Origin of the sequence: Stenotrophomonas maltophilia (assembly GCF_006970445.1) — a bacterium.
GTDB lineage: Bacteria > Pseudomonadota > Gammaproteobacteria > Xanthomonadales > Xanthomonadaceae > Stenotrophomonas > Stenotrophomonas maltophilia_AU.
Genome location: NZ_CP033877.1, coordinates 2,159,906 through 2,185,879, shown reverse-complemented (window position 1 = coordinate 2,185,879; position 25,974 = coordinate 2,159,906). Strand labels below are relative to the sequence as shown.

22 protein-coding genes are annotated in these 25,974 nt (G+C 66.7%); 16 read left to right on the top strand and 6 right to left on the bottom strand.

Going from position 1 to position 25,974, the window contains the following annotated elements; genetic code table 11:
- Positions 1-31: 31 nt before the first annotated feature.
- On the bottom strand, positions 32-2,392 hold the full coding sequence (locus EGM71_RS10110) for a DNA translocase FtsK (RefSeq protein ID WP_032127351.1): 2,361 nt from the start codon (positions 2,390-2,392) through the stop codon (positions 32-34).
- A gap of 233 nt (positions 2,393-2,625) precedes the next feature.
- Between EGM71_RS10110 and trxB the strand changes: the two genes are divergently transcribed.
- Entirely contained in the window at positions 2,626-3,597 is a 972-nt protein-coding gene (gene trxB, locus EGM71_RS10105) for a thioredoxin-disulfide reductase (protein ID WP_057501125.1), read from the top strand.
- A gap of 122 nt (positions 3,598-3,719) precedes the next feature.
- Here trxB and EGM71_RS10100 read toward each other — a convergent pair whose 3' ends face one another.
- Positions 3,720-5,228, bottom strand: coding sequence for an N-acetylmuramoyl-L-alanine amidase family protein (locus EGM71_RS10100; protein ID WP_188489581.1), 1,509 nt, complete (start codon positions 5,226-5,228; stop codon positions 3,720-3,722).
- 191 nt (positions 5,229-5,419) lie between these two features.
- On the opposite strand from EGM71_RS10100, the gene EGM71_RS10095 reads away from it, so the two are divergent.
- On the top strand, positions 5,420-6,544 hold the full coding sequence (locus EGM71_RS10095; RefSeq protein ID WP_188489579.1) for a GNAT family N-acetyltransferase: 1,125 nt from the start codon (positions 5,420-5,422) through the stop codon (positions 6,542-6,544).
- A 115-nt stretch (positions 6,545-6,659) separates the two neighbouring features.
- Here EGM71_RS10095 and EGM71_RS10090 read toward each other — a convergent pair whose 3' ends face one another.
- Positions 6,660-7,928, bottom strand: coding sequence for a hypothetical protein (locus tag EGM71_RS10090; RefSeq protein ID WP_188489577.1), 1,269 nt, complete (start codon positions 7,926-7,928; stop codon positions 6,660-6,662).
- Between the two features lie 74 nt (positions 7,929-8,002).
- Here EGM71_RS10090 and aat point away from each other — a divergent pair, with 74 nt between their 5' ends.
- From aat to EGM71_RS10075, 3 genes are all read left to right on the top strand, one after another.
- The gene (gene aat / locus EGM71_RS10085) at positions 8,003-8,743 is read left to right on the top strand and encodes a leucyl/phenylalanyl-tRNA--protein transferase (protein ID WP_188489801.1); all 741 of its coding nucleotides are present in this window, start codon (positions 8,003-8,005) and stop codon (positions 8,741-8,743) included.
- A gap of 86 nt (positions 8,744-8,829) precedes the next feature.
- Complete coding sequence (infA, locus tag EGM71_RS10080; protein ID WP_005409596.1) at positions 8,830-9,048, top strand: translation initiation factor IF-1; 219 nt, start codon at positions 8,830-8,832, stop codon at positions 9,046-9,048.
- 89 nt (positions 9,049-9,137) lie between these two features.
- Entirely contained in the window at positions 9,138-9,632 is a 495-nt protein-coding gene (locus EGM71_RS10075; protein ID WP_223224564.1) for a hypothetical protein, read from the top strand.
- A gap of 72 nt (positions 9,633-9,704) precedes the next feature.
- On the opposite strand, the gene clpA is transcribed toward EGM71_RS10075, so the two are convergent.
- Complete coding sequence (gene clpA / locus EGM71_RS10070) at positions 9,705-11,990, bottom strand: ATP-dependent Clp protease ATP-binding subunit ClpA (protein WP_101765425.1); 2,286 nt, start codon at positions 11,988-11,990, stop codon at positions 9,705-9,707.
- Positions 11,991-12,128: 138 nt separating this feature from the next.
- Between clpA and EGM71_RS10065 the strand changes: the two genes are divergently transcribed.
- Positions 12,129-12,941 (top strand): APH(6) family putative aminoglycoside O-phosphotransferase, encoded by an 813-nt coding sequence (locus tag EGM71_RS10065; RefSeq protein ID WP_188489575.1) that lies wholly within the window; start codon positions 12,129-12,131, stop codon positions 12,939-12,941.
- Between the two features lie 137 nt (positions 12,942-13,078).
- Here the strand turns inward: EGM71_RS10065 and clpS are convergent, their stop codons facing one another.
- On the bottom strand, positions 13,079-13,405 hold the full coding sequence (gene clpS, locus EGM71_RS10060; protein ID WP_005416477.1) for an ATP-dependent Clp protease adapter ClpS: 327 nt from the start codon (positions 13,403-13,405) through the stop codon (positions 13,079-13,081).
- Between the two features lie 112 nt (positions 13,406-13,517).
- Between clpS and EGM71_RS10055 the strand changes: the two genes are divergently transcribed.
- From EGM71_RS10055 to EGM71_RS10020, 8 genes are all read left to right on the top strand, one after another.
- The gene (locus EGM71_RS10055) at positions 13,518-13,991 is read left to right on the top strand and encodes a hypothetical protein (RefSeq protein WP_188489573.1); all 474 of its coding nucleotides are present in this window, start codon (positions 13,518-13,520) and stop codon (positions 13,989-13,991) included.
- Position 13,992: 1 nt separating this feature from the next.
- Positions 13,993-14,454, top strand: coding sequence for an NUDIX hydrolase (locus EGM71_RS10050; RefSeq protein ID WP_188489571.1), 462 nt, complete (start codon positions 13,993-13,995; stop codon positions 14,452-14,454).
- Positions 14,451-15,593, top strand: a complete 1,143-nt coding sequence (mnmA, locus tag EGM71_RS10045; RefSeq protein WP_188489569.1) for a tRNA 2-thiouridine(34) synthase MnmA — start codon at positions 14,451-14,453, stop codon at positions 15,591-15,593. The genes EGM71_RS10050 and mnmA overlap by 4 nt, the downstream gene beginning before the upstream one ends.
- Complete coding sequence (hflD, locus tag EGM71_RS10040; RefSeq protein WP_032127363.1) at positions 15,590-16,204, top strand: high frequency lysogenization protein HflD; 615 nt, start codon at positions 15,590-15,592, stop codon at positions 16,202-16,204. The genes mnmA and hflD overlap by 4 nt, the downstream gene beginning before the upstream one ends.
- Before the next feature lie 163 nt (positions 16,205-16,367).
- Complete coding sequence (locus EGM71_RS10035; RefSeq protein ID WP_188489567.1) at positions 16,368-17,558, top strand: methyl-accepting chemotaxis protein; 1,191 nt, start codon at positions 16,368-16,370, stop codon at positions 17,556-17,558.
- 98 nt (positions 17,559-17,656) lie between these two features.
- Positions 17,657-17,872 carry a hypothetical protein gene (locus EGM71_RS10030; RefSeq protein ID WP_188489566.1) on the top strand — a complete coding sequence of 72 codons (216 nt, stop codon included), beginning with the start codon at positions 17,657-17,659 and terminating at the stop codon, positions 17,870-17,872.
- A 97-nt stretch (positions 17,873-17,969) separates the two neighbouring features.
- Positions 17,970-18,317 (top strand): hypothetical protein, encoded by a 348-nt coding sequence (locus EGM71_RS10025; protein WP_188489564.1) that lies wholly within the window; start codon positions 17,970-17,972, stop codon positions 18,315-18,317.
- A gap of 137 nt (positions 18,318-18,454) precedes the next feature.
- Positions 18,455-18,961, top strand: a complete 507-nt coding sequence (locus EGM71_RS10020; RefSeq protein ID WP_188489562.1) for a hypothetical protein — start codon at positions 18,455-18,457, stop codon at positions 18,959-18,961.
- A gap of 199 nt (positions 18,962-19,160) precedes the next feature.
- Here EGM71_RS10020 and EGM71_RS10015 read toward each other — a convergent pair whose 3' ends face one another.
- The gene (locus EGM71_RS10015) at positions 19,161-21,920 is read right to left on the bottom strand and encodes a bifunctional diguanylate cyclase/phosphodiesterase (protein ID WP_188489560.1); all 2,760 of its coding nucleotides are present in this window, start codon (positions 21,918-21,920) and stop codon (positions 19,161-19,163) included.
- Between the two features lie 131 nt (positions 21,921-22,051).
- On the opposite strand from EGM71_RS10015, the gene EGM71_RS10010 reads away from it, so the two are divergent.
- Both EGM71_RS10010 and EGM71_RS10005 read left to right on the top strand, forming a co-directional pair.
- The gene (locus tag EGM71_RS10010; RefSeq protein WP_188489558.1) at positions 22,052-24,154 is read left to right on the top strand and encodes a PAS domain-containing sensor histidine kinase; all 2,103 of its coding nucleotides are present in this window, start codon (positions 22,052-22,054) and stop codon (positions 24,152-24,154) included.
- A gap of 4 nt (positions 24,155-24,158) precedes the next feature.
- The gene (locus EGM71_RS10005) at positions 24,159-25,931 is read left to right on the top strand and encodes an EAL domain-containing protein (RefSeq protein ID WP_188489556.1); all 1,773 of its coding nucleotides are present in this window, start codon (positions 24,159-24,161) and stop codon (positions 25,929-25,931) included.
- Positions 25,932-25,974: the final 43 nt, after the last annotated feature.

The following is a 25,974-nucleotide window of genomic DNA, read 5'->3' as shown; positions in this document are numbered from 1 at the left end:
TCCTTGGACGTCGTGGGGGATACGTCGGGCCTTACTTCGGCGGCGGCGGTGCCAGCACCGTACGGTCGCCGTTGTGCTCGGGCGGGCTGACCACGCCGGCCGCTTCCATGGCCTCGATCAGTCGCGCTGCACGGTTGTAGCCGATCTTCAGCCGGCGCTGCACGCCGGAAATCGAAGCGCGGCGGGTCTCGGTGACCACCCGCAGCGCTTCGTCATACAACGGGTCGGACTCATCGCCGGCAGAGCTGTTCTCGGGCAGGCCGGTGGCACCGACGACCACGCCGTCGCCCATCGTCTGCACTTCGTCCAGCACGCCGTCGACATAGTCGGCCGGGCCCATCGCTTTGAGGTGCTCGACCACGCGGTGCACTTCCTCGTCGGAGACGAAGGCGCCGTGCACGCGCTCGGGCATGGCGGTGCCCGGCGGCAGGTACAGCATGTCGCCGTGGCCCAGCAGGGTTTCCGCGCCGGACTGGTCGAGGATGGTGCGCGAGTCGATCTTGGAGCTGACCTGGAAGGCGATGCGGGTCGGGATGTTGGCCTTGATCAGGCCGGTGATCACGTCCACCGACGGGCGCTGCGTGGCCAGGATCAGGTGGATGCCGGCCGCACGCGCCTTCTGTGCCAGGCGCGCGATCAGTTCTTCCACCTTCTTGCCGACGATCATCATCATGTCGGCGAATTCGTCGATGAAGATGACGATGAACGGCAGCGTCTCCAGCGGCCGCGGCGCCTCGCCCAGTTCCGGGTTCGGCTTGAACAGCGGGTCCATCAGCGGCTGCCCGGCGTCCTGCGCCTCCTTCACCTTCTTGTTGAAGCCGGCCAGGTTGCGCACGCCCACCGCGCTCATCAGCTTGTAGCGACGCTCCATCTCGGCCACGCACCAGCGCAGGCCGTTGGCGGCCTCCTTCATGTCGGTGACCACCGGCGCCAGCAGGTGCGGGATGCCCTGGTAGACGCTCAGTTCGAGCATCTTCGGGTCGATCATCAGCATTCGCAGGTCTTTCGGCGAGGCCTTGAACAGCAGGCTCAGCACCATCGCGTTGACCGCCACCGACTTGCCCGAACCAGTGGTACCGGCCACCAGCAGGTGCGGCATGCGCGCCAGGTCGGCCACGGTGGAGCGGCCGGCGATGTCCTTGCCCAGCGCCAGGGTCAGCACGCTGGCCGACTTGTCGTATTCCTTCGAGCGCAGCAGCTCGGACAGGTAGATCATCTCGCGGGTGACGTTGGGGATTTCCAGGCCGATCACCGATTTGCCCGGAATCACGTCGACCACGCGCACCGATTTCACCGACAGGCCGCGCGCGATGTCCTTGTCCAGCGAACTGATCTGGCTGACCTTGATGCCCGGCGCGGGCTCGATCTCGAAGCGGGTGATGACCGGGCCCGGGTTGGCGCCGACCACCTGGGCGTCGATGCGGAAGTCCTTCAGCTTGAACTCGATCTGCCGCGACAACGCGTCCAGGGTTTCCTTGTCGTAGCCCACCGGCTGCGGCTTGGGGTCGTCCAGCAGGGCCAGCGGCGGCAGGTCCGAGCCGTCGCCGTTGACGCCACGGAACATCGGGATCTGCGTGTCGCGCTTGGCCCGGTCACTCTTCTCGATCACCGGCTCCGGGCGCGGCTCGATCTTCACCGGCTCGCGCTTGGCGCGCACCTCGGCATCGGCCTTGCGCACTTCCTGGCGCTCCTCGCGCATCACCCGGGTCTGCTGCCACTCGGTGACTTCTTCCTTCTTGCGCGCCAGCAACGGCGCCAGCGACATCACGCCGCGGCCGATCTTCTCCATCACCGTGAACCAGGACAGCCCGGTGGCCAGGGTGATCGAGGCCAGCAGCAGCACCAGCACGAACAGGTTCGCCCCCAGCGCGCCGAAGCCCACCGTGAGCGAATTGCCGACCAGCTTGCCGAGGATGCCGCCGGCACTGGAGACATCGCCACTGAACAGGCGCACATGCAGGAAGCCGGTGCCGGCGATCAGGAAGCCGACCAGGCCAACCAGGCGCAGCGCCGGGTCCAGGTCGTTCTCGCCCTTGCTCTCGCGCTTGAGGCCGAACATGGCGATCCACGCCAGCGCGCCCAGCACCACGGGCAGCAGGAAGGCGATGTAGCCGAACAGCTGCAGCAGCACGTCGGCGATCCAGGCGCCGGCGCGGCCACCCAGGTTGTGCACCGGCGCGACCACGCTGCCGGTATGCGACCAGCCCGGATCAGTCGCTGAATACGTGAAAAGACTGGCCGCCAGGTACAGCAGGGCTGGCGCGATGGCGATCAGACCCAGATCGCGCCAGAGGCGCTGGCGGCGTGGATTGTCGGTCGTCGCCGCCGCGGCCGTGCGACGTGACGCCTTGCTGTCGTCGGACTTGGAGCGTTCGGGGACCTGCTTCGCCACCTTAGACCATACCTTTGGAATGCGCTGTTAGTGATTGATAATAAATGAGACGGCGTCAGTTTTCAGTTATGCGACATCTGACAGGGCAATCAGAGGGCCGGAACCACCGCTGGATGACGGCGTTCTGTTCATCGGCTTGAATCGCCCTGCCCCAGCCGCCACTCTATGACCTGCCACGGATGCTGCGCAAACATCGCCAGCGCCTTGTCCCATCTACCTTTTCGCGAGTTTACATGAGCACCAGCCTGCCCTCCCGCCACCAGCGCCTCGTCATCCTCGGTTCCGGCCCGGCCGGTTGGACCGCCGCCGTCTACGCCGCCCGCGCCAACCTGAAGCCGGTCGTCATCACCGGCCTGCAGCAGGGTGGCCAGCTGATGACCACCACCGAGGTGGACAACTGGCCGGGTGACGCCCACGGCCTGATGGGCCCGGACCTGATGGCGCGCATGCAGGCCCACGCCGAGCGCTTCGAGACCGAGGTCATCTTCGACCACATCCATACGGCCGACCTGTCGCAGCGCCCGTTCAAGCTGATCGGCGATAGCCACGAGTACACCTGCGACGCGCTGATCATCTCCACCGGCGCCACCGCCAAGTACCTGGGCATCCCGACCGAAGACGAGTTCAAGGGCCGCGGCGTGTCCGCCTGTGCCACCTGTGACGGCTTCTTCTACCGCGACCAGGACGTGGTCGTGGTCGGCGGCGGCAACACCGCCGTGGAAGAGGCGCTGTACCTGTCCAACATCGCCCGCAAGGTCTACCTGGTCCACCGCCGCGACACCCTGAAGGCGGAAAAGATCATGCAGGACAAGCTGTTCAAGAAGGTGGCCGAAGGCAAGATCGAGACCGTCTGGCACCACCAGGTGGAGGAAGTGCTGGGCAATGACGCCGGCGTGACCGGCGTGCGCGTGAAGTCCACCCTGGACGGTAGCACCCGCGACATCGACGCCCACGGCTTCTTCGTGGCCATCGGCCACCACCCGAACACGACCCTGTTCGACGGCCAGTTGGCGATGAACAACGGCTACCTGGAAATCCGCTCGGGCCTGGGCGGCAACGCCACCCAGACCTCGGTGGAAGGCGTGTTCGCCGCCGGCGACGTGGCCGACCAGCACTACCGCCAGGCGATCACCTCGGCAGGCTTCGGCTGCATGGCCGCACTGGACGCCGAGCGTTACCTGGACGCGCAGGGCAAGGCCAGCTGAGAAGCTAACCTGCTTCTGTAGCGTCGAGCCATGCTCGACCCAGGCCAAAGGCCTGGCGCGAAAGCGCCGGCCTTTGTACTTTCAGTAGTGCCAGGCCATGCCTGGCGGACCGATGCCAGCCTTCACGCCCGCACGCACGCCTGCGAGAACTCGACCGGTGCCGTGGCAACGCCATCCGCGTCGCGCAGTACAGCACTCCAGCGCGCGACACCCGGGTCTGGGCCATTGCAGGCGAGAGTGATGGTCAGCGGTTTGGCAGGGTCATCGAACGTCGTCGCCCAAGGCGTGCATGCGCCCGCCTCCGAGCAGGACGTCAGCGAGAGCTCCACAGACAACGGATATTGGGGATTCCCGGCATAGCCCAGTTCAATGTCCCGGGCCGCCTGGATCGGCACGTCGGTATCCGGCACCGGATGCAATGCCAGGGGCTCGCAGTTCTTTCCTGATGCCCACAGGCGATAGCCCTTCTCCACGCCTTTCATCGACGCCGAGCGGAAGACGGGGTCCTGCAATGCCTTGGCATCCTCCGGATTCGTGTGAAATGCCGTCTCTACGATGATCGATGGCATGTGCGCCTCGCGGTTCTCCCCTTTGTTCAGCGCGTGCGGAGCGGGAGCCACGGTGAACGCCCCATACTCAGGTAGCGAGTGAATCAGCTCCTTCATCGAGCACAGGACACTCTGTGCAAGGGCAGCATCCATCGGCCTACCAGGTTGCACGATCACACGAGTGCCGCGTGCCGCCCCCGAGGGTTCTCCATTGCTGTGCAGATGAATCGCTACCTCAGCGCCGTGGTGGTTTGCGAGCAGCGGCCGACTATTGATGTCTTCACGCTCCTCCCGATCCCAAAGCGCACTGCCTGCGTACGTATTCCATATCTTTGTCTCGGCCGGATACTGCTCCGCAATTGCGTAGCGCGCAGCTATGGTCCACCACTCTTCACCACTCTGCGGATGAGTCGACCCCGTGATCTGAACGCGCGGACGGACGACAGGCATTTGGCTCCTTTGCTCGATCACCGCCTTCAGGTCCGCGGCGTACGACGGAGTCAACAACCCCTCGGAGACGCCATTCCATTCATCTCTCGAGGTCACCCACCGGTTGTCCTTGTAGCTATAGAAATACCCATGTCCGGCTGCGACAAATGCCATCCCGGAACCAGGCGCTCCACGCATCCGCCGCAGCGCCTCTCCCGCCTCCCGCGCCGCGTCGTCCGCAGCCTTTATCTCGGGAAAGTAGTATTCGATCTCTTTCCCGTCATACAGAAAAACGACACGACTGAACGGCGCCGCCTGCTCGGCCCAATGCAGTAGTCCAAAACTGATCTCGCTTCGCTGATCCTCGAACGACGGTCCGTAATCGGCAGGAAGGAAGACCCGATCCAGCGCTACGGTCACTACACCGTTGGCGATATCTGCTGACACCTCAACCCGGTGACTGCGCGCCTGGCCATCCACGAGACGAACGAGCTCCAGAATGTCGCGCGCCTTCTGGGTCAAGAGGATGTCGAGCCCAGTGTCCTGCCCCATCGCACGAGGAGCATCAACGGCCTGCGCGGGGCTGATCAACAGTCCGCCGCCCAAAAGAGACAGCAGGACAGAAAGGGATCCAAGGCGAATTTTCTGGTTCATTTTGGCTACTCCATGCAAAGAGTGAATGCACCGCTCCAGCGGCGCAGCTCACTCTGCCCCCGTGCATTCAGGCATTTCGCAACCAAGCGCACACGGATGGAGAATTCAAATTTTCCTCACCCCCAACCGGAACAAACCAACCCAGCCCCGCCAACACCGTTCGCGATCCACCTGGCCTATCCTTGCCAACCATGTCCTCAGCCCGCTTCCTCGACTCCCTGCAGTCCATTCCCGCCACCGACTGGGACGCCCTGCACGACGGCCAGAACCCGTTCGTCAGCCACGCCTTCCTCTCAGGCCTGGAACAGCACGGCTGCCTGCGCGAGGACTGGGGCTGGCAGCCCCGGCACTTCACGCTGTGGGAGGGCGACCGCCTGATGGGCGCCATTCCGGGTTACCTGAAGACTAATTCGCACGGCGAGTTCGTGTTCGACCACGCCTGGGCCAACGCCTATGCCCGCCACGGCCGTGACTACTACCCGAAATGGCTGGGCGCGGTGCCGTACTCGCCGGTCACCGGCCCGCGGCTGCTGGCCCGTCACGATTCAGAACGCGCCGCGTTGCTGTCGGCGTTGCGTGATGCGCTGCCGGCACTGGACGTGTCCTCGGCCCATATCAATTTCCACACCGCGGGCGACGAGGCACTGTTCGGCGATGACTGGCTGCTGCGCGAGGACGTGCAGTTCCAGTGGCAGAACCCGGGTGACTGGGCGACGTTCGATCAGTTCCTCGGCGCGATGGACCACAAGCACCGCAAGAACATCCGCCAGGAACGGGCCAAGGTCACCCGCCAGGGCATCACCTTTCGCGTGGTGCATGGCGACGAGGCCAGCCGCGCCGACCTGCAGGCGATGTACCGCTTCTACCTGCAGACGTTCCTCGAGTACGGCAACGCTCCGGCCCTGACCGAAACCTTCCTGCGCCATCTGGCCATTTCATTGGGTCGTGGGCTGGTGCTGTTCCTGGCCGAACAGGACGGCCAGCCGATTGCCGGCGCGCTGTGCCTGCGCGGTGGCGACACGCTGTACGGCCGCTACTGGGGCGGCGGCGCCCTGCCCGGCCTGCATTTCGAGGCCTGCTATTACCAGGGCATCGAATACTGCCTGCGCGAGGGGCTGACCCGTTTCGAGCCCGGAGCGCAGGGCGAGCACAAGCTGGCACGCGGCTTCCTGCCTACGCTGGTGCGCAGCCGGCATTGGGTGGCCGACACGGAGTTCGCCGAGGCGCTGCAGGACTGGTGCCGGCAGGAGCGGCGCGATGTGCGGCGTTACCAGCAGGAGCTGCAGGGGCATGGCCCGTTCCGCGTAGAGCCGTAGCGGAAAAGCGTGCCAACCAAGGTTGGCACCTACCAGGACGTCCGACCGAGGCAAGATCGGCACCCACCAGGCCATAGGGTTGGCGTTTACCAGCGCGATGGCGAGTGCGCTGCGCTCAGGTGCACTGCCAGAAGTGCCCACTCACCCGGCACGTCGCGCACCAGAACGTGTAGAGCATGCCGCCACTGCCCCACAGCAGCGTACCCTCACGCGTGGTCGGCAGCGTCGAATCCAGCTGCATCACGAAGGGCATCTCCTCGCCGCAATCGATGCACGCAGGGTACCAGGCACTCTGCACCCAGCTGGGCGCACCGCCCACGCGTGACAGGTTCTGCCGATGATTGGACTGGCCCCAGTCCTGTTGCTGCCAGCGCACGCTTTCCAGCGCCACAAGGCCCACCTCGGCCTGCATCAGGTCGCCGCTGTCGGTGGGCGTGTTCGGCACCTCGCGGTACTGGCTGGGATGGCAGCCGGGCAGGCCCTCGCCGTCGTGGCGATAGAAGCGCACCGGCGGATCTTCCCAGCCGCAGCAGTCCAGGCACAGGCCCAGCGTGATCTCGCCCGCTGCACCCGGCTGCAGCGCGGCAGCGTCGGTCTGCAGCAGGCGCTGCAGCGGCGCATGGCAGCTGCCACACAGCGCTTCCAGTGGTCCGCCCATGTGGCCGGCGTGCTGTACCTGCCCACCATTCCAGGTCGGATGCAGGCGCCAGATGCGTTTGCGCCAGCTCGGCTCGTCGGCCACCTGAGCGCGATGCTGCTCGCGGCCGAAGCGGATGTGCAGCGGCCGCTCCCCATGCAGGCGGCGCGGCCGCGCACCGTTGGCAACGCCGGCCCAATGCGCCCAGACCTCGGGGTCCAGCTGCCCCCAGTCGGCGAGGTATCCGCGGGCCGCCGGGTAGCTGTCCGGCTGTGTGGCGAGCAGCAGTACCCTGGCCCGCGCCATCTCACGATCGTCCCCAGCCTCGGCCAGGGCCTGCGCCCACTGCGCGGCCACCTCGGCTGGCAGGTCCCGCCACACCTGCGAGGCCAGCTGCAGCTCGTCTTCGGTGGCCAGCACCAGCAAGGCCTCCCAGTCGTCCTGCAGCACCTGAGGCGCCTGGTAGCTGGCGAATTCGATCACACTGGCCAGCAGCTCGCCGCGCTCGCCATCCCGATAGCGCCGCCAGGCCTCGGCACAGACCGGCGCCACTGACTCATCCCGCAGCAGGTCCAGTGCAGTATCGAGGAAAGTCGAGCTGGGCGAGCGTCGGGCGAGCGCCTGCAGCATCAGCCCACCGAGCTGCAAAGGCGCCTCGCTGGCCAACGCCAGCAGCATCCCCTGGCTGTCGTTACGCGTGCGCGGGGTGTCGTGCACATCGAGGATGGCGGTGATCGCGTCACTCATGCCGTGGGGCTCCTTGCCGTTGGAGGCTGATGGTGCCAGACATCAGCGATCACCACGACGAATACAATGAGGACATGACCCGCCAGCTGCCCTGGCGCCTGGCCGATGCGCCGGACGCGCCATTCCCCCCGGCCGAGACGGCCCTGCGCCAGCCCGACGGCCTGCTGGCAGTGGGCGGCGACCTGCATCCGGCACGCCTGCTCAACGCCTACGCTGGCGGCATCTTTCCGTGGTTCAGCGAGGGCGAGCCGATCCTGTGGTGGTCGCCGGACCCACGCGTGGTGTTCCGCACCGAGGGCGTGCATCTGTCCAGCCGTTTCCGCCGCCAGTTGCGCGGCAGCACCTGGGAGGTCACCGCCGACACCGCTTTCAGCCGGGTGATGCGCGCCTGTGCGGCGGCACCTCGGCCCGGCCAGGATGGCACCTGGATCAGCCCGGCGATGGTCGAGGCCTACAGCCAGCTGCATGACCTCGGCTTTGCGCACTCCTTCGAGGTCTGGGACCGACAGTCGCTGGTCGGCGGCATCTACGGCGTGGCCATCGGGTCGATGTTCTTCGGCGAGAGCATGTTCAGTGGCGCCAGCGGTGGCTCCAAGATCGCGCTGACGGCGCTGGCATCCACGCTTGACGGCTGGGGCTGGGAGCTGATCGATGCCCAGGTGGAGAATCCGCACCTGCTGCGGATGGGTGCCGAACACCTGCCGCGCGCGGAATTCCTGCAGCACGTGCGCCAGGCCGTACGCCGTGACGGCCGTGAAGGCCCGTGGACACAGGCCGTCGGACGCTTGCCGGCACAGCGTTTGGCTGGGGGTTAACACAAACTTTGCAAGCTGGGCCCGTCACGCGTAAAATACCGCGCCTTAGGCCCAGCGTGGCCGTTTTCTGAACCGCACAGGACTACATGTCGAAAGACGATTCCATCGAGTTCGAGGGCACCGTCAGCGAGACGCTGCCGAACACCACTTTCCGCGTTCGTCTGGAAAATGGGCACGAAATCATCGCCCACATCTCCGGCCGCATGCGCAAGAACTACATCCGCATCCTCACCGGTGACCGGGTCAAGGTTGAAATGACCCCGTACGACCTGACCAAGGGTCGTATCACCTACCGCATGAAGTAAGCGGTCGGCGCGCTGCGCCACTTCGACAAGGCCAGCCCTGGTTGCTGGCCTTTTGTCATGCCTGAAATCCGGCCCTGCCGGAGGTCATCGTGACCGAACTCACCGTGACGTCGGTCAGCCCTGCTTGCGGCAGATTCGCATCTGCATCCGTGGCGGCATCGTGGGACCCGATCCAGTCCGGATCGCCATCCCCCTGCCCCGCCATGAACATGCTCCCGCTGACCGCTCTGCTCGTCGCCGCTGTCGCGTCCACCAGCGCACTGCCCGCGCGCGCCGCCGACACCCCTTCCGCCGCCAGTGACTGCGTCCAACTGGGCAGCGATCAGCAACTGGTGCGCGCCGGCGCCTCGCGCAACATCCTGCTACGCAATGGCCAGGACCACTACGTCGTGCATTTCCAGGACGACTGCTCGGCAGCGGGCTACTCCCGGAAACTGAGTTTCTCCACGGACGGCCAGCAGGGCCTGCTGTGTGCCGCTGGGCGCAGCCAGCTGCACACCGATTCCAGTCGCTGCATCGTGTCGCAGATCGAGCCTGTCGACGAGGCCACCTTCAAGAAGAAGGCCCGCCAGCGCAGCCGCTGACGGCGCACATGACAAGGGCGGCCGAAGCCGCCCTTGTCGTTTCAGGCCCACCGGGCCAGGCCCGGCGTCAGCTCACTCCACAGTCGCCGGCAGCAGGCGCTCCGGCTCGGCCTGGGTCTCGACCACCAGCTCGTCGTCGCGGACATCGATGTTCACCTTGCCGCCGTTGACCAGCTTGCCGAACAGCAGCTCGTCGGCCAGCGGACGCTTGATCTTGTCCTGGATCACGCGGGCCATCGGGCGCGCACCCATCAGCGGGTCGAAGCCGTGGTGGGCCAGCCAGTCGCGCGCGGTCGGCGTGGCCGACAGGCTGACGTGCTTGTCCTGCAGCAGCATTTCCAGCTCGATCAGGAACTTGTCGACCACGCGCAGGATGTGCTCGAAGCCCAGCGCCTGGAACTGCACCACCGCGTCGAGGCGGTTGCGGAATTCCGGGGTGAAGCTACGACGGATGGTCTCCATCGCGTCGGTGGCATGGTCCTGCTTGGTGAAGCCGATCGAGCGCCGCGAGGCCTGCGCCGCGCCGGCATTGGTGGTCATCACCAGCACCACGTTCTTGAAGTTGGCTTCACGACCGTTGGTATCGGTCAGCACGCCGCGGTCCATCACCTGCAACAGGATGTTGAAGATGTCCGGGTGCGCCTTCTCGATCTCGTCCAGCAACAGCACGCAGTGCGGTGTCTTGACGATCTTCTCGGTCAGCAGGCCGCCCTGGTCGAAGCCGACGTAGCCCGGAGGGGCACCGATCAGGCGGCTGATCGAATGCGGCTCCATGTACTCGGACATGTCGAAGCGGACCAGCTCGATGCCCAGCTGCAGCGCCAGCTGCTTGGTCACCTCGGTCTTGCCGACACCGGTCGGACCGGCGAACAGGAAGTTGCCGATCGGCTTTTCCGGATTGCCCAGGCCCGAACGGGCCAGCTTGATCGCCGAGGACAGCGTCTCGATGGCCGGATCCTGGCCGAAGATCACCATCTTCAGGTTGCGCTCCAGGTGCTGCAGCACATCCTTGTCGGTGGCGCTGACCTGCTTGGTCGGGATGCGCGCCATCTTGGCGACGATCGCCTCCACTTCCTCGACGTCGATCAGCTCCTTGCGCTGACCTTCCGGCAGCAGGCGCTGACGGGCGCCGGCCTCATCGATCACGTCGATGGCCTTGTCCGGTAGCAGGCGGTCGCCGATGTGCTTCACCGACAGGTCCACCGCAGCCTGCAGTGCCTCGTCGGAATAGGTCACGCCGTGGTGCAGTTCGTATTTGGACTTCAGGCCCTGCAGGATCTCGTAGGTCTCGCCAACGGTCGGCTCGACGATGTCGATCTTCTGGAAGCGACGGGCCAGCGCCCGGTCCTTCTCGAAGATGCCGCGGTACTCCTGGAAGGTGGTCGAACCGATGCAGCGCAGCTCGCCGGAGGCCAGGGCCGGCTTGATCAGGTTGGAGGCATCCATGGTGCCGCCCGACGCCGAACCGGCACCGATGATGGTGTGGATCTCGTCGATGAACAGCACCGCGTTGGGCACCTTCTTCAGCGCGGTCAGCACGCTCTTCAGGCGCTTCTCGAAGTCACCGCGGTACTTGGTGCCGGCCACCAGCGCGCCCAGGTCGAGCGAATAGATCACCGCGTCGGCCAACACCTCAGGCACCGAGCCTTCGACAATGCGGCGGGCCAGGCCTTCGGCAATCGCGGTCTTGCCCACGCCGGCCTCGCCCACGTACAGCGGGTTGTTCTTGCGGCGGCGGCACAGGACCTGGATGGTGCGTTCGATCTCGTCGGCACGGCCGACCAGCGGGTCGATGCGACCGGCCCGGGCCTGTTCGTTGAGATTGCTGGCGAACTCGGTCAGGGCATCGCCCTTCGGCTCGCCCTCCCCGCCTTCCATGCGGCTCTCGCCCTCGGAAGAGGAGGACGGCTGCTCGCCTTCCTCGCCCAGCTTGGCGATGCCGTGGGACAGGTAATTGACCACATCCAGCCGGGTGACATCCTGCTGGTTGAGGTAATAGACGGCATGGGAGTCCTTTTCGCCGAAGATGGCCACCAGCACGTTGGCGCCGGTGACCTCCTTCTTGCCCGAGGACTGCACGTGGTACACGGCCCGCTGCAGCACGCGCTGGAAGCCCAGGGTCGGCTGGGTATCGCGGCCGTCATCTTCGGCCAGGCGGGACACGGAGGCCTCGATGGCCTGCTCCAGCTCCTGGCGCAGGCGTTCTGCGTCGGCGCCACAGGCCTTCAATACGGCCTGGGCGGACGGGTTGTCGAGCAGTGCCAACAGCAGGTGTTCGACCGTCATGAATTCATGCCGGGCCTCACGGGCGCGCTTGTAGCACTGGCCGATGGTGTGTTCGAGGTCTTTGCTGAACATGGATTACTCCGGCGGCAGATGGGGACAATATGCGGCCTGACTACGCGATTTCCATCACCCTAGCGGATTGCTGCGTTCAGATGGCGTTAGCAGTGCGAATTGCTTGATCTTCATTCACTCCAGGAGAGCCCGCCCAGCATGAGCGAACCCTACCTGACCCGCTGGCGATTGCGGCGTGATGGCCCGGCCATCGAAACGCCCCATGCCCGACTCTGGCCGGTACTGACCGCCACCGGCGCACCGGCGATGCTGAAGGTCAGCAGCGAAACCGAGGAGCAGAACAGCCATCGCCTGCTGCGCTGGTGGGATGGCGATGGCGCTGCCCGCCTGCTGGCCCACGAGGGGCCGGCGATCCTGATCGAGCGTGCCGGCGGCGATTCGCTGCGGCAACGTTCGATCGAGGACGACGATGACGCCTGCACCACGATCCTGTGCCAGGTCCTGCAGCGGCTGCACCGGCCACGGAGCGCGCCGCCAGCGGAACTGGTCTGCCTGCGTACATGGTTCGTCGACCTGCTGCAGCCAAGGGCCACGCTGCCACCACTGCTGGAACAGTGCAGATCGCTGGCGGAGGGGGTACTGCAGGAAGAACGGGAGATCCGGCCGCTGCACGGCGACCTGCACCACGACAACGTGCTGGATTTCGGCCCGCGCGGCTGGCTGGCGATCGACCCGAAGCGGCTGCTGGGCGACCGTGCGTTCGATTACACGACGATGTTCAGCAACCCGGATCTCTGCGGCCCGGCCATCCACGTTGCTACGCGGCCCGAGCGCTTTGCCGCACGGCTGCAACAGGTCAGTGCGCTGGCCGGGCTGGAACGCACACGCTTGCTGCGCTGGATCGCAGCCAGCGCGGCGCTGTCGGCGGTGTGGTTCAGGGATGATGGCGCCCCCGCCGACGTCGACGAGGCGGTGGCACGGATGGCGCTGGAGGCGTTGGCGGAGGGGTGATCCAGCGTTCTGGTAGATGCCCACCTTGGTGGGCACGGCCGCCCAGGATCGATACAGGCCTCATGCCTTGGTAGGTGCCCACCTTGGTGGGCACACCCATCCGGGAACGATGCGCCCGGACGAAAATCGACAGCCGCTCAGGCCTTTTCCATCGTGCACAGCAGCGGGTGCTGGTTCATGCGCGAGTACTCGTTGACCTGGGCGACCTTGGTCTCGGCCACTTCGCGGGTGAAGACCCCGCAGACGCCGCGGCCGCGGGTGTGGACGTGCAGCATCACCTGCGTGGCCTTGTCCAGGTCCATGCTGAAGAACTGCTGCAGCACATCCACCACGAAATCCATCGGGGTGTAGTCGTCGTTGAGCAGCATCACCTGGTAGAACGGCGGCGGCGCCACTTCCGGGCGCGCGGGCTCCACGGCAACGCCGTGCTCGTGCTGGGAATCGGGGGAGGACTCATGGGGCATCCGTCCATTATAGAGGCTCGGGCAAGCCTGCGTCGGCCTGCCGCAGATTGGACGGCACGCACGCCCACCGTCACAATTGCACCCTCTCTCAACACTGTTTCACAGGATCTTCATGAAAAGGACCCTTCTCCCCGCCCTGCTGATCGCCCTGGCCGCTGCCGGCTCTGCCGCCGCCGCGACCAGCGCCGACAAGTCCGTGGCCCGCCACCTGGACAAGCTGGGTTACACCTACGAAGTCGACGAGGATGGCGACTACCGCATGGTCTTCGACGTCGAGGGTGACCGCACCCAGATGGTCTACGTGCGCTCGGCGGTGGAAGATTTCGGCACCCACAACATCCGCGAGATCTGGTCGCCGGCCTACAGCGCCAAGACCAAGCAGTTCCCGGTGACCGTGGCCAACCGCCTGCTGGAAGATTCGCAGGACGCCAAGATGGGCGGCTGGGTGAAGCAGGACACCACCGCGATGTTCGTGGTGAAGATCGACGCCGATGCCACCGCCGACCAGCTCAGCGACGCCATCGATGCGGCCATCCGCACCGCCGACGCGATGGAGCTGGAACTGACCAAGAAGGACGAGTTCTGAGTTGAACACCACGCCGGACCCGCGCTGGGCACCGCACGCCACCGTCGCCACCGTGGTGGTCGACGGCGGCCGCGTGCTGCTGGTTGAAGAAACCATCGACGGCCGCCAGGTGCTGAACCAGCCGGCCGGCCACCTCGAGCCGGGCGAAAGCCTGGCCGAGGCAGCCCTGCGCGAGACCCGCGAGGAAACCGGCTGGACGGTGCAACTGACCCACTTCGTCGGCTGCTACCAGTGGACCGCCGGCGACGGCACCGTCTTCCTGCGCTTCTGCTACGCGGCGCGACCGGTCTCGCACGACCCGGCGCAGCCGCTGGACACCGGCATCGACCGCGCGCTGTGGCTGACTCCGGCCGAGCTGCAGGCCGCCGGTGAGCGCCAGCGCAGCCCGCTGGTGTGGCAGGTGGTGGCCGATTACCTGGGTGGCCAACGCCATCCGCTTTCGCTGGTCCGGGAGGTCGCATGAGCACTCCGCGCGTGATGGTGGGCGTTTCCGGTGGCGTCGATTCCTCGGTCGCCGCCTGGCGCCTGGTACAGCAGGGCGAGGCCGTGGCCGGTCTGTTCATGCAGAACTGGGCTGACGACGGCAGCGGTGACTGCCGCGCCGAGGATGACCGTCGCGATGCGGTCGCCGTCTGCGGCCTGCTCGGCATCCCGTTCCACTTCCGGGACTTCTCCAGCGAGTACTGGCAGGGCGTGTTCGAGCACTTCCTGGCCGAGTACGCGGCCGGCCGCACACCGAACCCGGACGTGCTGTGCAACCGCGAAGTAAAGTTCAAGCATTTCCTGGATGCCGCCCGCGAGCTGGGCGCCGAGCGCATCGCCACCGGCCACTATGCACGGGTGACCCAGCGCGGCCACCAGTGGCTGCTGCTGCGCGGCGCCGATCGATCCAAGGACCAGAGCTACTTCCTGCACCAACTGGGCCAGGAACAGCTGGCGGCCACCCTGTTCCCGATCGGCGACCTGGAAAAGAGCGACCTGCGCCGGATCGCGCGCGACGTCGGCCTGCCGACCCACGCCAAGAAGGATTCCACCGGCATCTGTTTCATCGGCGAGCGGGATTTCCGAGAGTTCCTCGGCCGCTACCTGCCGGCCAGGACCGGCCAGATCCTCGACCCGGCCGACGGCAGCGTGATTGCCGAACACCCGGGCGTGTTCTATTTCACCCTGGGCCAGCGCGAGGGCCTGAACATCGGCGGCGTGCGTGGCCGCCCGGCCGCGCCGTGGTACGTGGTCGGCAAGGATGTGGCCAGCAACGTGCTGTACGTGGACCAGGACCGCGACAGCAAGTGGATGCTGTCCGATCGCCTGCGCTCGGAAACCGCGCACTGGATCGCCGGCTCACCACCCGCGCGGCGCTTCGAATGCACCGCCCAGACCCGCTACCGCCAGCCCGATGAGCCGTGTACGGTCGACGTGCTGGACGATGGCAGCGTGCTGGTCACCTTCGCGCGCCCGCAGCGCGCCGTTACCCCCGGTCAATCGCTGGTGCTGTATGACGGTGATGTGTGCCTGGGTGGTGCGGTGATCGCCGCCACCGATGCGCCGCTGGAACAGCGCCTGCGCACCACCCCTTCCCCTTTTGAGGTAATCGCTGCATGAGTTTCACTGTCGACGACCGCGTCCTGGCCCTGGCCGGCATTGCCCAGGCCCTGCAGCAGGTACGCCGCATCGCCGATACCGGCCATTCCGACGCCGCCGCCGTGCGCACCGCCGTGGACAGCGTGTTCCGCGTCGATGCGTCCTCGCCGCAGGAAGTGTTTGGAGACCGCCATGCACTGAAGGCCGGGCTACGCCTGCTGCACAACTACTTCCGCAGCCAGGGCCAGGATCCGATCCTGCCCAAGCTGGCGCTGTCGGTCCTGCAGCTGGAGCGCCGCTTCGTTCAGGATGGGGCGACCGTGAACAAGGTCGCCTCGGGCATCGAGCGTGCCCAGCGCCAGGCCGTCGAACTGGGCGACAGTGGCCACCCGGACGTGCTGGCCAACCTGGGCGGCCTGTACGCCGACACCATCAGCCACCTGAAGCCGCGGGTGATGGTGCAGGGCAACCCGCATTACCTGGGCCAGGCCGGCGTGGTCGCCGAGATCCGCGCCCTGCTGCTGGCCGCGGTGCGTTCGGCGGTGTTGTGGCGCCAGCTGGGCGGCAGCTACTGGGACTTCCTGTTCAGCCGCAAGGCGATGATCGAGGCCGTGGATCGCCAGCTGGCGTGAGGCCATGGGGTCAGAGCCCTTTTCCCGTGGGAAAGGGATCCGACCCCCAAGCCGCCAAGGCGCCGGAAAACCGGCGCATTCAGAATGCACTTCGAGGCACATCGACGTTAAAGAGAAAGGGGGTACGGCCGATACATCCTCCGTGCACCTCCCGAGAACGTCCATGTACTCACGCATTTTCATCCGTCTGGCCGCCCCCCTGGCTCTGACCCTGCTGCTCCCCTTCGCCATCGGTTTCGAATGGCCGGTCGCCCTGCGTTGGGCGATCCTGACCACGATGACGCTGAGCTGGCTCGGCTTTGCGTGGTGGACCACCCGCGCCCAGGCGCACCGTTCCCCGGAACACGCCCGTGTCCTGCGTGAGCAGGACCAGCTGCTGACCGAACTGCGCAACTTCGTCGGCAACGAGATCGACGGTTCGCGTGGCGAAGTGGAACGCGCCCGTGACCTGATCCGCCAGGCGGTGTCCAGCCTGGGCGGCAGCTTCGACGCCATGAACCGCAAGTCGCGCCAGCAGAGCCAGGCCCTGTCGCGCATCGTCGATCGTGCCGGTGATGAAGGCAATGCCGGCCTCGACGTCGCCCGTTTCGCCCAGCACGCCAGCCATCGCATGGAGCAGCTGGTGGAAGCGCTGGAACAGGTCAGCGGCCAGAGCAGCACCACCGTGCAGCACATCGACCAGATGGCGCAGCACCTGGATGGCATCTTCGCGCTGCTGGAAGACGTCAAGTCGATCGCCGACCAGACCAACCTGCTGGCCCTGAACGCTGCCATTGAAGCCGCGCGTGCCGGTGAAGCCGGTCGTGGCTTCGCGGTGGTTGCCGACGAAGTGCGCAACCTGTCCGAGCGCTCGACCACCTTCAACGAGCAGATCCGCAAGCTGGCGCACAGCTCCAAGGACGCCATCGCCAAGGTGCGCGAGACGGTCTCGCACATGGCCTCGCGTGACATGGACCGCTCCCGCGAAGCCCGCCAGGAAGCGGCGGCGATGCTCGACAACGTCGCGCAGATCAACGCTTCGCTGGGCGACGGCATGCGCGAAGTGTCAGAGTGCGCCCGTTCGATCGATGGCAGCGTGGCCGAGGCCGTGCGCGCCCTGCAGTTCGAAGACATCGCCACCCAGGCACTGGGCGGCGTGCACACTCACCTGGACCGCCTGACCGCGATCAACCGCGAAGCAGTCGCCCTGCAGGAACTGCTGCACCGCAATGGCGGCGTGTTCGACGAAGAGATCGCCACCGCCCTGCAGCGCACCGGCAGCCGCCTGCGCGAACTGCGCAGCGAATGGGAACGCCCGCCGCACAAGCCGGTCGCCCAGCAGAGCATGGGCGCTGGCACGGTCGAGCTGTTCTGATCCTGATGTCCGCTGCCGCCGCCGGCGGCGCGCAAGGCCCCGGTTCGTCCGGGGCCTTTGCCTGTAACCTGCCGTTGGATGCATCCTGTACGCGCACCATGACCCTGATCCGCGCCCTGCCCTCCCTCACCGATACCGAGCGCCCGCGCAACGCCAGCGTGCGTGAGCAGCTGCAGCAGCTGGAGGATGTGGCACGCGAGGAGATCCGCGAGCTGCAGCAGTTGGCGGATGCGCGCCCTGGCCCGTCGCGGGCGGACGAGGCGCTGCTGGGACTGGCGTGGGACCTCGGGCTGGATGGCGAAGCCCTGAAGTAGATCCACGCCATGCGTGGATGGCGTTCACTGCCACCCGGTCCAGACCCATGGCATGATCCGCCCACGCCCCTTACGGCTGGACACGGAGTGTCGTCGCATGAGCACCACGTTCATGACCTGGCTGGGATTTGCTGCGATGGTGTTCATCGCGGTCACCTTTACCTGGCGTCCCGCCTACGCCACCTTGCGGCCGCCCCGGCATCGACCTGTCGCGTTCCTGTTCGGCAGCCTGCTCTTCATGCTGATGGCCTTTCTATGCGCCTGGATGGCGGCAAGTGCGATCAATACCGGGCATGTCCATCTAAGCCACCACCGCGCCGGCACCATTGATGCATGGCGGGAGATCGAACCGGTGACGTATTGGCTGATCATCGTGGCGGCGTACGTGTTCGGGCTGCTGATCGCCAGCTATTCCATTGCAGGCATTGCGTTGATGAACCGGTAGATGCACGCCATGCGTGCATGGCTTTCATCCGCCGGTGTGACGCCTGGCCCTCGCCGCAACATCCACGCATGGCGTGGATCTACCGGGGTGGCGAAATCGTTGTGGCATGATGCCCCGGTCCCGTTCATGGAAGACCGATGGCCATCGCCCTGATCGCAGTGCTGTTGATCGAGACCATCCTTCTGATGGCTTGGGTGGCCAGCTATTTCAGCTGGGGCATCACCCTGTTCAATGAGCGCATCGCGGCATCACCGGCCATGCAGGCCCGGCTCTCGCTCGGCAGCCTGGAACGTGAGCTGCCTCAGGACAGATGGCTGCAACTGACCTTCCATGCGCTGCCCGATGGCAGCATGGCGTTCCGCGAGAGCTTCGCACCAAGCTTCGGCCTGCGCTACTTCCCGGTGATGCGCGGTCGTATCGTACTCAACGCGCGACGGCTCGAGGTGCGGGTGATCGGCCTGTGCAGCTGGTTCGTGGTCATCCTGTCGCTGCTGCTGTTGCCACTGGTGGCGATGCGCCCGATGGTGGCACCGATGCTGCTCGTGCTGCCGCTGTTCCTGGCCAGCTATCTGGTCCAGAAGCGGCGCTATGCGGCCATCGTCGAGGCGCTGCGCATGCAGTTGAAGGCGGAATTTCCGAAGTAGATCCACGCCATGCGTGGATGATCGCGAGCACCGGCATTCGTGTCGACCAAGGTCGACACCTACCAGAGCAGATGCCTGTATCTGAAGTAGATCCGCGCCATGCGTGGATGATCGCGAGCACCAGCATCAGTGCCGACCAACGGTCGGCACCCACCGGAGTCGGCACCCACCAGAGCCGGGCTACACCAGCGTCGGGCTGTCAGCGCACCAGCACCGCTTCGCCGCTGGCGTCGGTGTGCATCGGTGCCGGGCGCTGCTGGCGCAGCCATTGCGCCAGGTCGCGCGGGCTGAGCGGGCGCGAATACAGGTAGCCCTGGATCTCGTCGCAGCCCTGGCGGCGCAGCATGTCTTCTTCCTGGTGCGTTTCCACGCCCTCGGCCACCACCTTCATGCCCAGGGCGTGGCCCAGGTGCACGATGGCCTGGGTTACTTCGGCCGTGCCCGAATCATGCAGCATGCCCTGCACGAAACTGCGGTCGATCTTCAGGCGGCCCACCGGGAATCGGTTGAGGTAATTGAGGTTGGAGAAGCCGGTACCGAAGTCGTCCACCGCCAGCGGCACGCCGTGCCGTTCCAGCACATCGAAGCAGTGGCGCAGGATGTCGGTGTCACGGATCAGCGCCGACTCGGTCAGTTCCAGCTCCAGCCGCTGCGGCGGCCAGCCATGGGCATGGCAGATCTCGATCACACGTTCGGCAAAACCGCGGTCGCGCAGCTGCACCGCCGATACATTGACCGCGATGCGGTCGAAATGCAGTCCGGCGCGGTCCCAGGCGGTCGCCTGGCGGCAGGCTTCGTTCAGTACCCAGTCGCCGATGCGCACGATTTCGCCGCACTTTTCGGCAATCGGAATGAACTCGGCCGGGCTGCAGTAGCCGATGCCGGGCCGATGCCAGCGCAGCAGCGCCTCGATCGCAGGCGGCTCGCCGTGATGGGCGTGCAGCAGCGGCTGGTAGGCCAGGCTGAACTCCTCGCGCTCGATCGCGCCGTGCAGCGCGTGCTCAAGCTCCAGCTTGCGCTGGATACGGGCCAGTGCGTCCTGGCTGTAGTACTGGTAGGTGTTGCGCCCTGCTTCCTTGGCTGCGTACATCGCGGCGTCGGCGGCGCGCAGCAGTGAATCGAAATCGGTCTGCGCATCGCCCAGCATCGCGATGCCGACACTGGCGCCGACCTTCAACGTGGTCTCGCCACGGCGCAGCGGCTCGGCCAGGGAGGCAATCAGCTTGCGGGCGACATGTCCCGCATCTTCCGGCTCGGCCAGGTCGCGCAGCACCACAATGAACTCGTCGCCGCTGAAGCGGCCGAACAGGTCGTTGTTGCGCAGGTTCTGGTGCAGGCGGGTGGCGGCGGCCTTCAGCAGCGCATCGCCGGTGGCATGCCCGAAGCTGTCGTTGATGGTCTTGAAGCCGTCCAGGTCGATGAACAGCATCGCCAACGAGGTGCCGCGGTCGCGCGCTTCCTCGATGGCTTCGGCGGTCTGTTCACCGAGCAGCACACGATTGGGCAGGCCGGTCAGCAGGTCGTAGTGGGCCAGCAATTCGATGCGCTCGTTGGCCTCGCGCTCGCGGGTGATGTCACGGAACAACACCACGAAGCGCGGCGGCAGACCGTCACGACGATCCAGCTCGATCAGCACCTGCACCCAGACACGCAGGCCGGACTGGCGGTAGAAACACAGGTCAAGCTGCTCGGGCAGGCCGCCGCCGGCGATGCGGACCAGCGCCGCCTCGAACGCATCGCGTGAGTCTTCGGTGTACAGCGCCATCGCCTGATCGAGGGTGATCGGCTCCTTGCGCAGGCCGTGGATGCGATAGCACTCCTCGGTCCACTGCATGTGCCGGGTCTGCACTTCGATCTCGCAGCCGCCGATGCGGCCGAGCGCGGAAACGCGGTTGAGCAGTTCAGTGCGCCAGCGGATCAACGCATCGGTCTGGTGCTGCTCGGTGATGTTCTGCACCTGCCCCAGCAGGCGCTTGGGCTGCCCGTCCATGTCCAGCAACGGTTGCATCCACAGGCGCAGGTGCTGCGACGGTTCATGGCCGCGGGTCAGCTCCAGCTCGAGATTGGCGGCACGGCCATCGCGCCACAGGCGCCGCCACGCCGCGCGCAGCACGCCACGCGAGCGCGGGTGCAGCTGCTTCAGCCAGCGCCGCTGGCCGGGCACGGCGCCCTGCTCCAGCGCCAGCAGTGAGCGCAGTTCCGGCGACCACCAGAAGTGCCCGCTGTTGGGATCGAACGACCAGCTGCCCATGCTGGCGATGCGCTGGGCCTCGCTCAGGTGCAGCTGCTGTTCCTGCAGCAGCGATTCGAGCTGCTTCTGCTGCTCGATATCGGTATGGGTACCGACCATGCGCAGTGGCTGGCCGTCGGCGGTGCGCGCGACCACGCGGCCGCGATCCAGCACCCAGCGCCACTGGCCGTCGCCCTGGCGGAAGCGGAACTGTGCGCTGTACTGCTCGCTGCGCCCGCGCAGGTGCTCGTCGAGCGCGGCGCGCACCTGGGTGATGTCCTCGCTGTGCACGCGCGACAGAATTTCGGTGGCGGTCTCGTCGCCCAGCGCGGGCGTGCGCACCACCCGGTCACTGGGGATGTCCCAGTCCCACAGGCTATGGCCGGCGCTGTCCAGTGCCAGTTCCCAACGCCCTCCCCCGTCGACCGGCACCGGCTCGGGAATGCTCAGGGTGAACGCCAACAGGTTGCCGGCACCATCGTGCACGGCGCGCAGGTGACCGTCGTAGTGACCCCGCGGGCCGCCCGGCAGCGTGCAGGCCACGATGCCGCCATCGGCAGCCATCAGGCGCAGATCTTCCAGCATCGGCGCATAGGCAGCCACGGTGGCCGGCAGGCCATGCTCGCGCGCAGCCGGATTGGCCGCCAGCGGGCGCCCGGTACGGTCGACGATGACCAGCGCCGACGCAAGCGGGTGCTGCAGCAGGCTGGCGATGATCCCTTGGTCCACGCGATCTTGCTCCGGATGACACGCCCGTCAGCGGGGCACGCAGTGGTTAACGGCGCCTGCGGCGGATAATTGAGTGGTCACGGCACGCTGCGGGGTAAGATGACCGGCGCCCCTTTTCACCCGCCCCGTCCATGCCCGCAGATCCGACCGGCAACGCCCCAGTTCCCGACCCGCGGATGGCGCAGGCGCTGAGCCGTGACCGGCGCCGGGTGGTGCTGAGCTACCTGGTGATGGCACTGGCCTGGATGATCTCCACCGACAGCGTGGTGCAGGCGCTGGTGCCCGATCCGCGGCAGGCAGCACTGTGGCAGGGCCTGAAGGGTTCGTTCTTCGCCCTGGCCAGTGCGGGCCTGCTGTATCTGCTGCTGCGCCCACTGGCCGAGCACGTGCTGCATACCCATGCCCGCCAGCAGGCCTCGGAGCTGCGCCTGCGGCAGATGTTCGAGGGCAACCCCGGCCCGATCCTCGTCTATGACCTGGACACGTTGGCGATCCTCGATGCCAACCCTGCCGCCTGCACCACGTTCGGCTGGGACCGCGACGAGCTGCTGGAACAGACCATCGATGCCTTGTGGCCGCCGGGCCAGGACCAGGCGCTGCAGACCAAGCTGGAGGCGATCCGCGAGGCGCCCGAGGAGCTGTGCATCCTGCGTGCCCAGCTGCAGCTGCGCGATGGCTCGCTGCGGCAGATGGAGCTCCGCTCCAACGCGATCAGTTACGACGGCCACAACGCCCGCCTGCTGATCGCCATCGATCGCACTGCCGAGGATCTGGCCCAGCTGCGCCGCGACCAGGCGCTGGCGCGGGTGGAGGAAGCCCACGAGCTGGCCCGCATCGGCGCCTGGGAGCTGGACCCGTCCACCGGGCAGGGCCGCTATTCCAACCAGGTCTATCGCCTGCTCGGCCGCCGCCCTCCCGAAGCCCGCCGCTGGCACCGCTTCGACGAACTGCTGGTGCCGGCCGACCCGGCCACCGCCAACCAGACCGAGCAGCTGCTGGCCGAGCTGTGTTCCGGTGAGCCGGTACAGGTGGACGTGCTGCTGCCGCTGCTGTCGATGGATGGGCGTGCGCTGATGGTGCACCTGCGCGCCGCCAGTGGTATCGACGAGGCCGGCCGCAACCGCGTGCTGGGCACTTTGCAGGACGTGACCGAGCGTGAGCAGTCGCGGCGCCTGCTGCGCGAGCGCGAGGAGCAGTTCCGTGAGCTGGTGCGGGTGCTGCCCGATGGCGTGGTGATCCTCTCCGACGAACATGTGCTGTACGCCAACGCCTGGGCCGCCGGCCTGTTCGGCTACGGCAGCCATACCCTGCTGGGCGAGCCCTTGTCGGCACTGGTCGCTGCCGCCGACCTGCCGCGGGTGCGCAGCCAGCTGCGTGCCGGCCAACCCCACCTGGGGCCCGGCCACAGCAGCGTGGTGGCGATGCAGCGTGGCGACGGCCGCAGCTTCCATGCCGGCCTGGCGGTGGGCGAAGTGCGCTACGGCGGCCGCGACTGCAAGCTGCTGATCGTGCGCGACCTGAGCGATTCCGAGCGCACCCGCAGCGCGCTGGAAACCAGCAACCGCGAACTGCAGGCGATGGCCGGGCGGCTGTTCTCGCTGCAGGAGGACGAGCGTCGTGCGATCTCGCGCGACCTGCACGATGACATCGGCCAGGCCATCACCGCGATCAAGCTGTCGGCGCATGCGGCGCAGGATGAGGACGATCCAAAGCGTCGTGGCGAGGATCTGGCGCAGATCGTCAGCCTGGCCGACACCACCGTGGCCAAGCTGCGCGACATCTCCACCCTGCTGCGCCCACCGCAGCTGGATGCACTGGGCCTGGAGGCGGCGCTGAGCTGGCAGGCACGAGTGTTGTTCCGCTCCTCGCCGGTGGAGCTGCTGGCCGAGATCGAGCCGTTGCCACATCGCCCCGACAACAGCATCGAACAGGCCTGCTTCCGCATCGCCCAGGAAAGCCTGACCAACGCGCTGCGCCATGCGCGCGCCAGCCAGGTCCTGCTGCAGCTGCGCGATGTCGGCCAGCGTGGGCTGCACCTGCAGATCCGCGATGATGGCGAGGGCTTCGACCCGGACGGTCCGCGCGGCCTCGGCCTGATCGTGATGCGCGAGCGCGCACAGAGCGTCGGTGGTCACGTGCGGATCGAGTCCGCGCATGGCGAAGGCACCCTGATCGACGTCCACCTCCCCTACCAGGCGGCCAGCATGGCTGCCGTCGATTCACCGGAATACTGAGCCTATGTGGAATCCCAACCTGCCCCCGGTCAGCATCGATGATGCCCCCGACCGCCTTGGCGCCGGCAACCCCGAGCTGCAGGCGATGGTTGCCGAGGCGGCCTCCGGCGGCATCTCACTGATGCTGATGCACGTGGACATCGACCACTTCGCATCGGTCAACGAGAACATGAGTGCCGAAGTGGGCGACCAGGCGCTGGTACTGGTGGCGCAACGCCTGCAGTCCTACCTGCGCGGGCGCGGCAAGCTGTGGCGGCATGGCAGCGACGAATTCCTGATCGCAGTGCCCCGCACCACCGATCTGCCGCTGCCGGAAGATTTCGCTGAAGAGATCCGCCAGCAGATGGAGCTGCCGCTGTCGGTGCTGCCGTACACGCTGTTCATGACCGGCAAGCTGGGCGTGAGCCTGTGCCCGGAACATGCCAGCAGCACCTCACGCCTGCTCGACCATGCCGAGGACGCGCTGTACCAGGCCGCCCGCGAAGGCGGCAATGCCGTGCGCATCCATGCGGTGGACACCCCGCCGAGCGCGCACAGCGAGAGCATCATCGCGCGCCAGATTGTCGATGCCATTCCCAATGGCGAGCTGAAGCTGCGCTACCAGCCGCTGGTGAGCGCCCGCGACGGCCACGTGGTGGGCATGGAAGCGCTGCTGCGCTGGCAGTCGCCGACCCTGGGCATGCTGGTGCCGGAGCGCTTCATGCGCACCGCCGAGCGCCTGGGCATCATCGTGCAGATCGGCACCTGGGTGCTGGAAGGCGCGTTGAAGCAGGCGCGGCTGTGGCGCGACCAGGGCTTTGATGACTTCACCATCGCGGTGAACGTGTCCACCCTGCAGCTGCTGCGGCCGAACTTCTTCGCCGAGGTGATGTCATTGCTGCAGGCGGCGGGCGTACCGGCGCAGATGCTGACGCTGGAGATCAACGAGAGCGCGCTGACCAACAACGTCAATTTCGTGCACGAGACGCTGGCCAACCTGCGCAACGAAGGCATCAGCCTGAGCCTGGACAACTTCGGCACCGGCGACTCCAGCCTCAGCGCGCTGGTGCGCTACCCGGTGGACAAGCTGAAGATCGACCGCAGCTTCATCAAGAGCGCGCCGGCCGGCAATCGCGAAGCGGCCATCGCCCGCGCGATCATCGCCATGGGCCACCAGCTGGGCATGACCGTGATCGCCAACGGCGTGGAGTCGCAGGCCCAGCTGGGCTTCCTGCGCCGCAACGACTGCGATGTGTTCCAGGGCTACCTGTTCGGCGAGCCGATGTCGGCCGATGCCGCCGGCATGACCCTGCGCCGCCGCTACCTGCGCCCGGAAGCCTTCGCCGAAACCCGTCCGGACCGCACGTTGCTGCTGCTGGACGACGAGGAAAACGTGCTGCGCTCGCTGGTGCGCCTGTTCCGCCGCGACGGCTACCGCATCCTGGCCGCCGGCAACGTGCGTGATGCGTTCGATCTGCTTGCGATCAACGACGTGCAGGTAATCCTGTCCGACCAGCGCATGAGCGACATGAGCGGCACCGAATTCCTGGGCCGGGTGAAGATGCTGTACCCGGATACGATCCGCCTGGTGCTGTCGGGCTACACCGATCTGAACACGGTGACCGATGCGATCAACCGCGGCGCGATCTATCGCTTCCTGACCAAGCCTTGGAACGACGACGAGCTGCGCAAGCACATCCACCAGGCATTCCGCACCTACGAGGAACAGCGCCGCAGCAATGCCGGACCGGCGCCGGTGGAAAGCGGAGATGGTGGCGAGGACCGCCCGCCGCGGTGACGATGCAGCCCGGTAGAGCCGGCCGCTGGCCGGCTGCTCTGGG

Coding starts and splice junctions, on each gene's coding strand:
- EGM71_RS10100 (WP_188489581.1), bottom strand. CDS start 5,228: ATGAACCAGAAAATTCGCCTTGGATCCCTTTCTGTCCTGCTGTCTCTT.
- EGM71_RS10095 (WP_188489579.1), top strand. CDS start 5,420: ATGTCCTCAGCCCGCTTCCTCGACTCCCTGCAGTCCATTCCCGCCACC.
- EGM71_RS10090 (WP_188489577.1), bottom strand. CDS start 7,928: ATGAGTGACGCGATCACCGCCATCCTCGATGTGCACGACACCCCGCGC.
- EGM71_RS10035 (WP_188489567.1), top strand. CDS start 16,368: ATGTACTCACGCATTTTCATCCGTCTGGCCGCCCCCCTGGCTCTGACC.
- EGM71_RS10005 (WP_188489556.1), top strand. CDS start 24,159: ATGTGGAATCCCAACCTGCCCCCGGTCAGCATCGATGATGCCCCCGAC.
- trxB (WP_057501125.1), top strand. CDS start 2,626: ATGAGCACCAGCCTGCCCTCCCGCCACCAGCGCCTCGTCATCCTCGGT.
- EGM71_RS10055 (WP_188489573.1), top strand. CDS start 13,518: ATGAAAAGGACCCTTCTCCCCGCCCTGCTGATCGCCCTGGCCGCTGCC.
- EGM71_RS10065 (WP_188489575.1), top strand. CDS start 12,129: ATGAGCGAACCCTACCTGACCCGCTGGCGATTGCGGCGTGATGGCCCG.
- EGM71_RS10030 (WP_188489566.1), top strand. CDS start 17,657: ATGACCCTGATCCGCGCCCTGCCCTCCCTCACCGATACCGAGCGCCCG.
- EGM71_RS10020 (WP_188489562.1), top strand. CDS start 18,455: ATGGCCATCGCCCTGATCGCAGTGCTGTTGATCGAGACCATCCTTCTG.
- clpA (WP_101765425.1), bottom strand. CDS start 11,990: ATGTTCAGCAAAGACCTCGAACACACCATCGGCCAGTGCTACAAGCGC.
- hflD (WP_032127363.1), top strand. CDS start 15,590: ATGAGTTTCACTGTCGACGACCGCGTCCTGGCCCTGGCCGGCATTGCC.
- infA (WP_005409596.1), top strand. CDS start 8,830: ATGTCGAAAGACGATTCCATCGAGTTCGAGGGCACCGTCAGCGAGACG.
- clpS (WP_005416477.1), bottom strand. CDS start 13,405: ATGCCCCATGAGTCCTCCCCCGATTCCCAGCACGAGCACGGCGTTGCC.
- aat (WP_188489801.1), top strand. CDS start 8,003: ATGACCCGCCAGCTGCCCTGGCGCCTGGCCGATGCGCCGGACGCGCCA.
- EGM71_RS10025 (WP_188489564.1), top strand. CDS start 17,970: ATGAGCACCACGTTCATGACCTGGCTGGGATTTGCTGCGATGGTGTTC.
- mnmA (WP_188489569.1), top strand. CDS start 14,451: ATGAGCACTCCGCGCGTGATGGTGGGCGTTTCCGGTGGCGTCGATTCC.
- EGM71_RS10010 (WP_188489558.1), top strand. CDS start 22,052: ATGCCCGCAGATCCGACCGGCAACGCCCCAGTTCCCGACCCGCGGATG.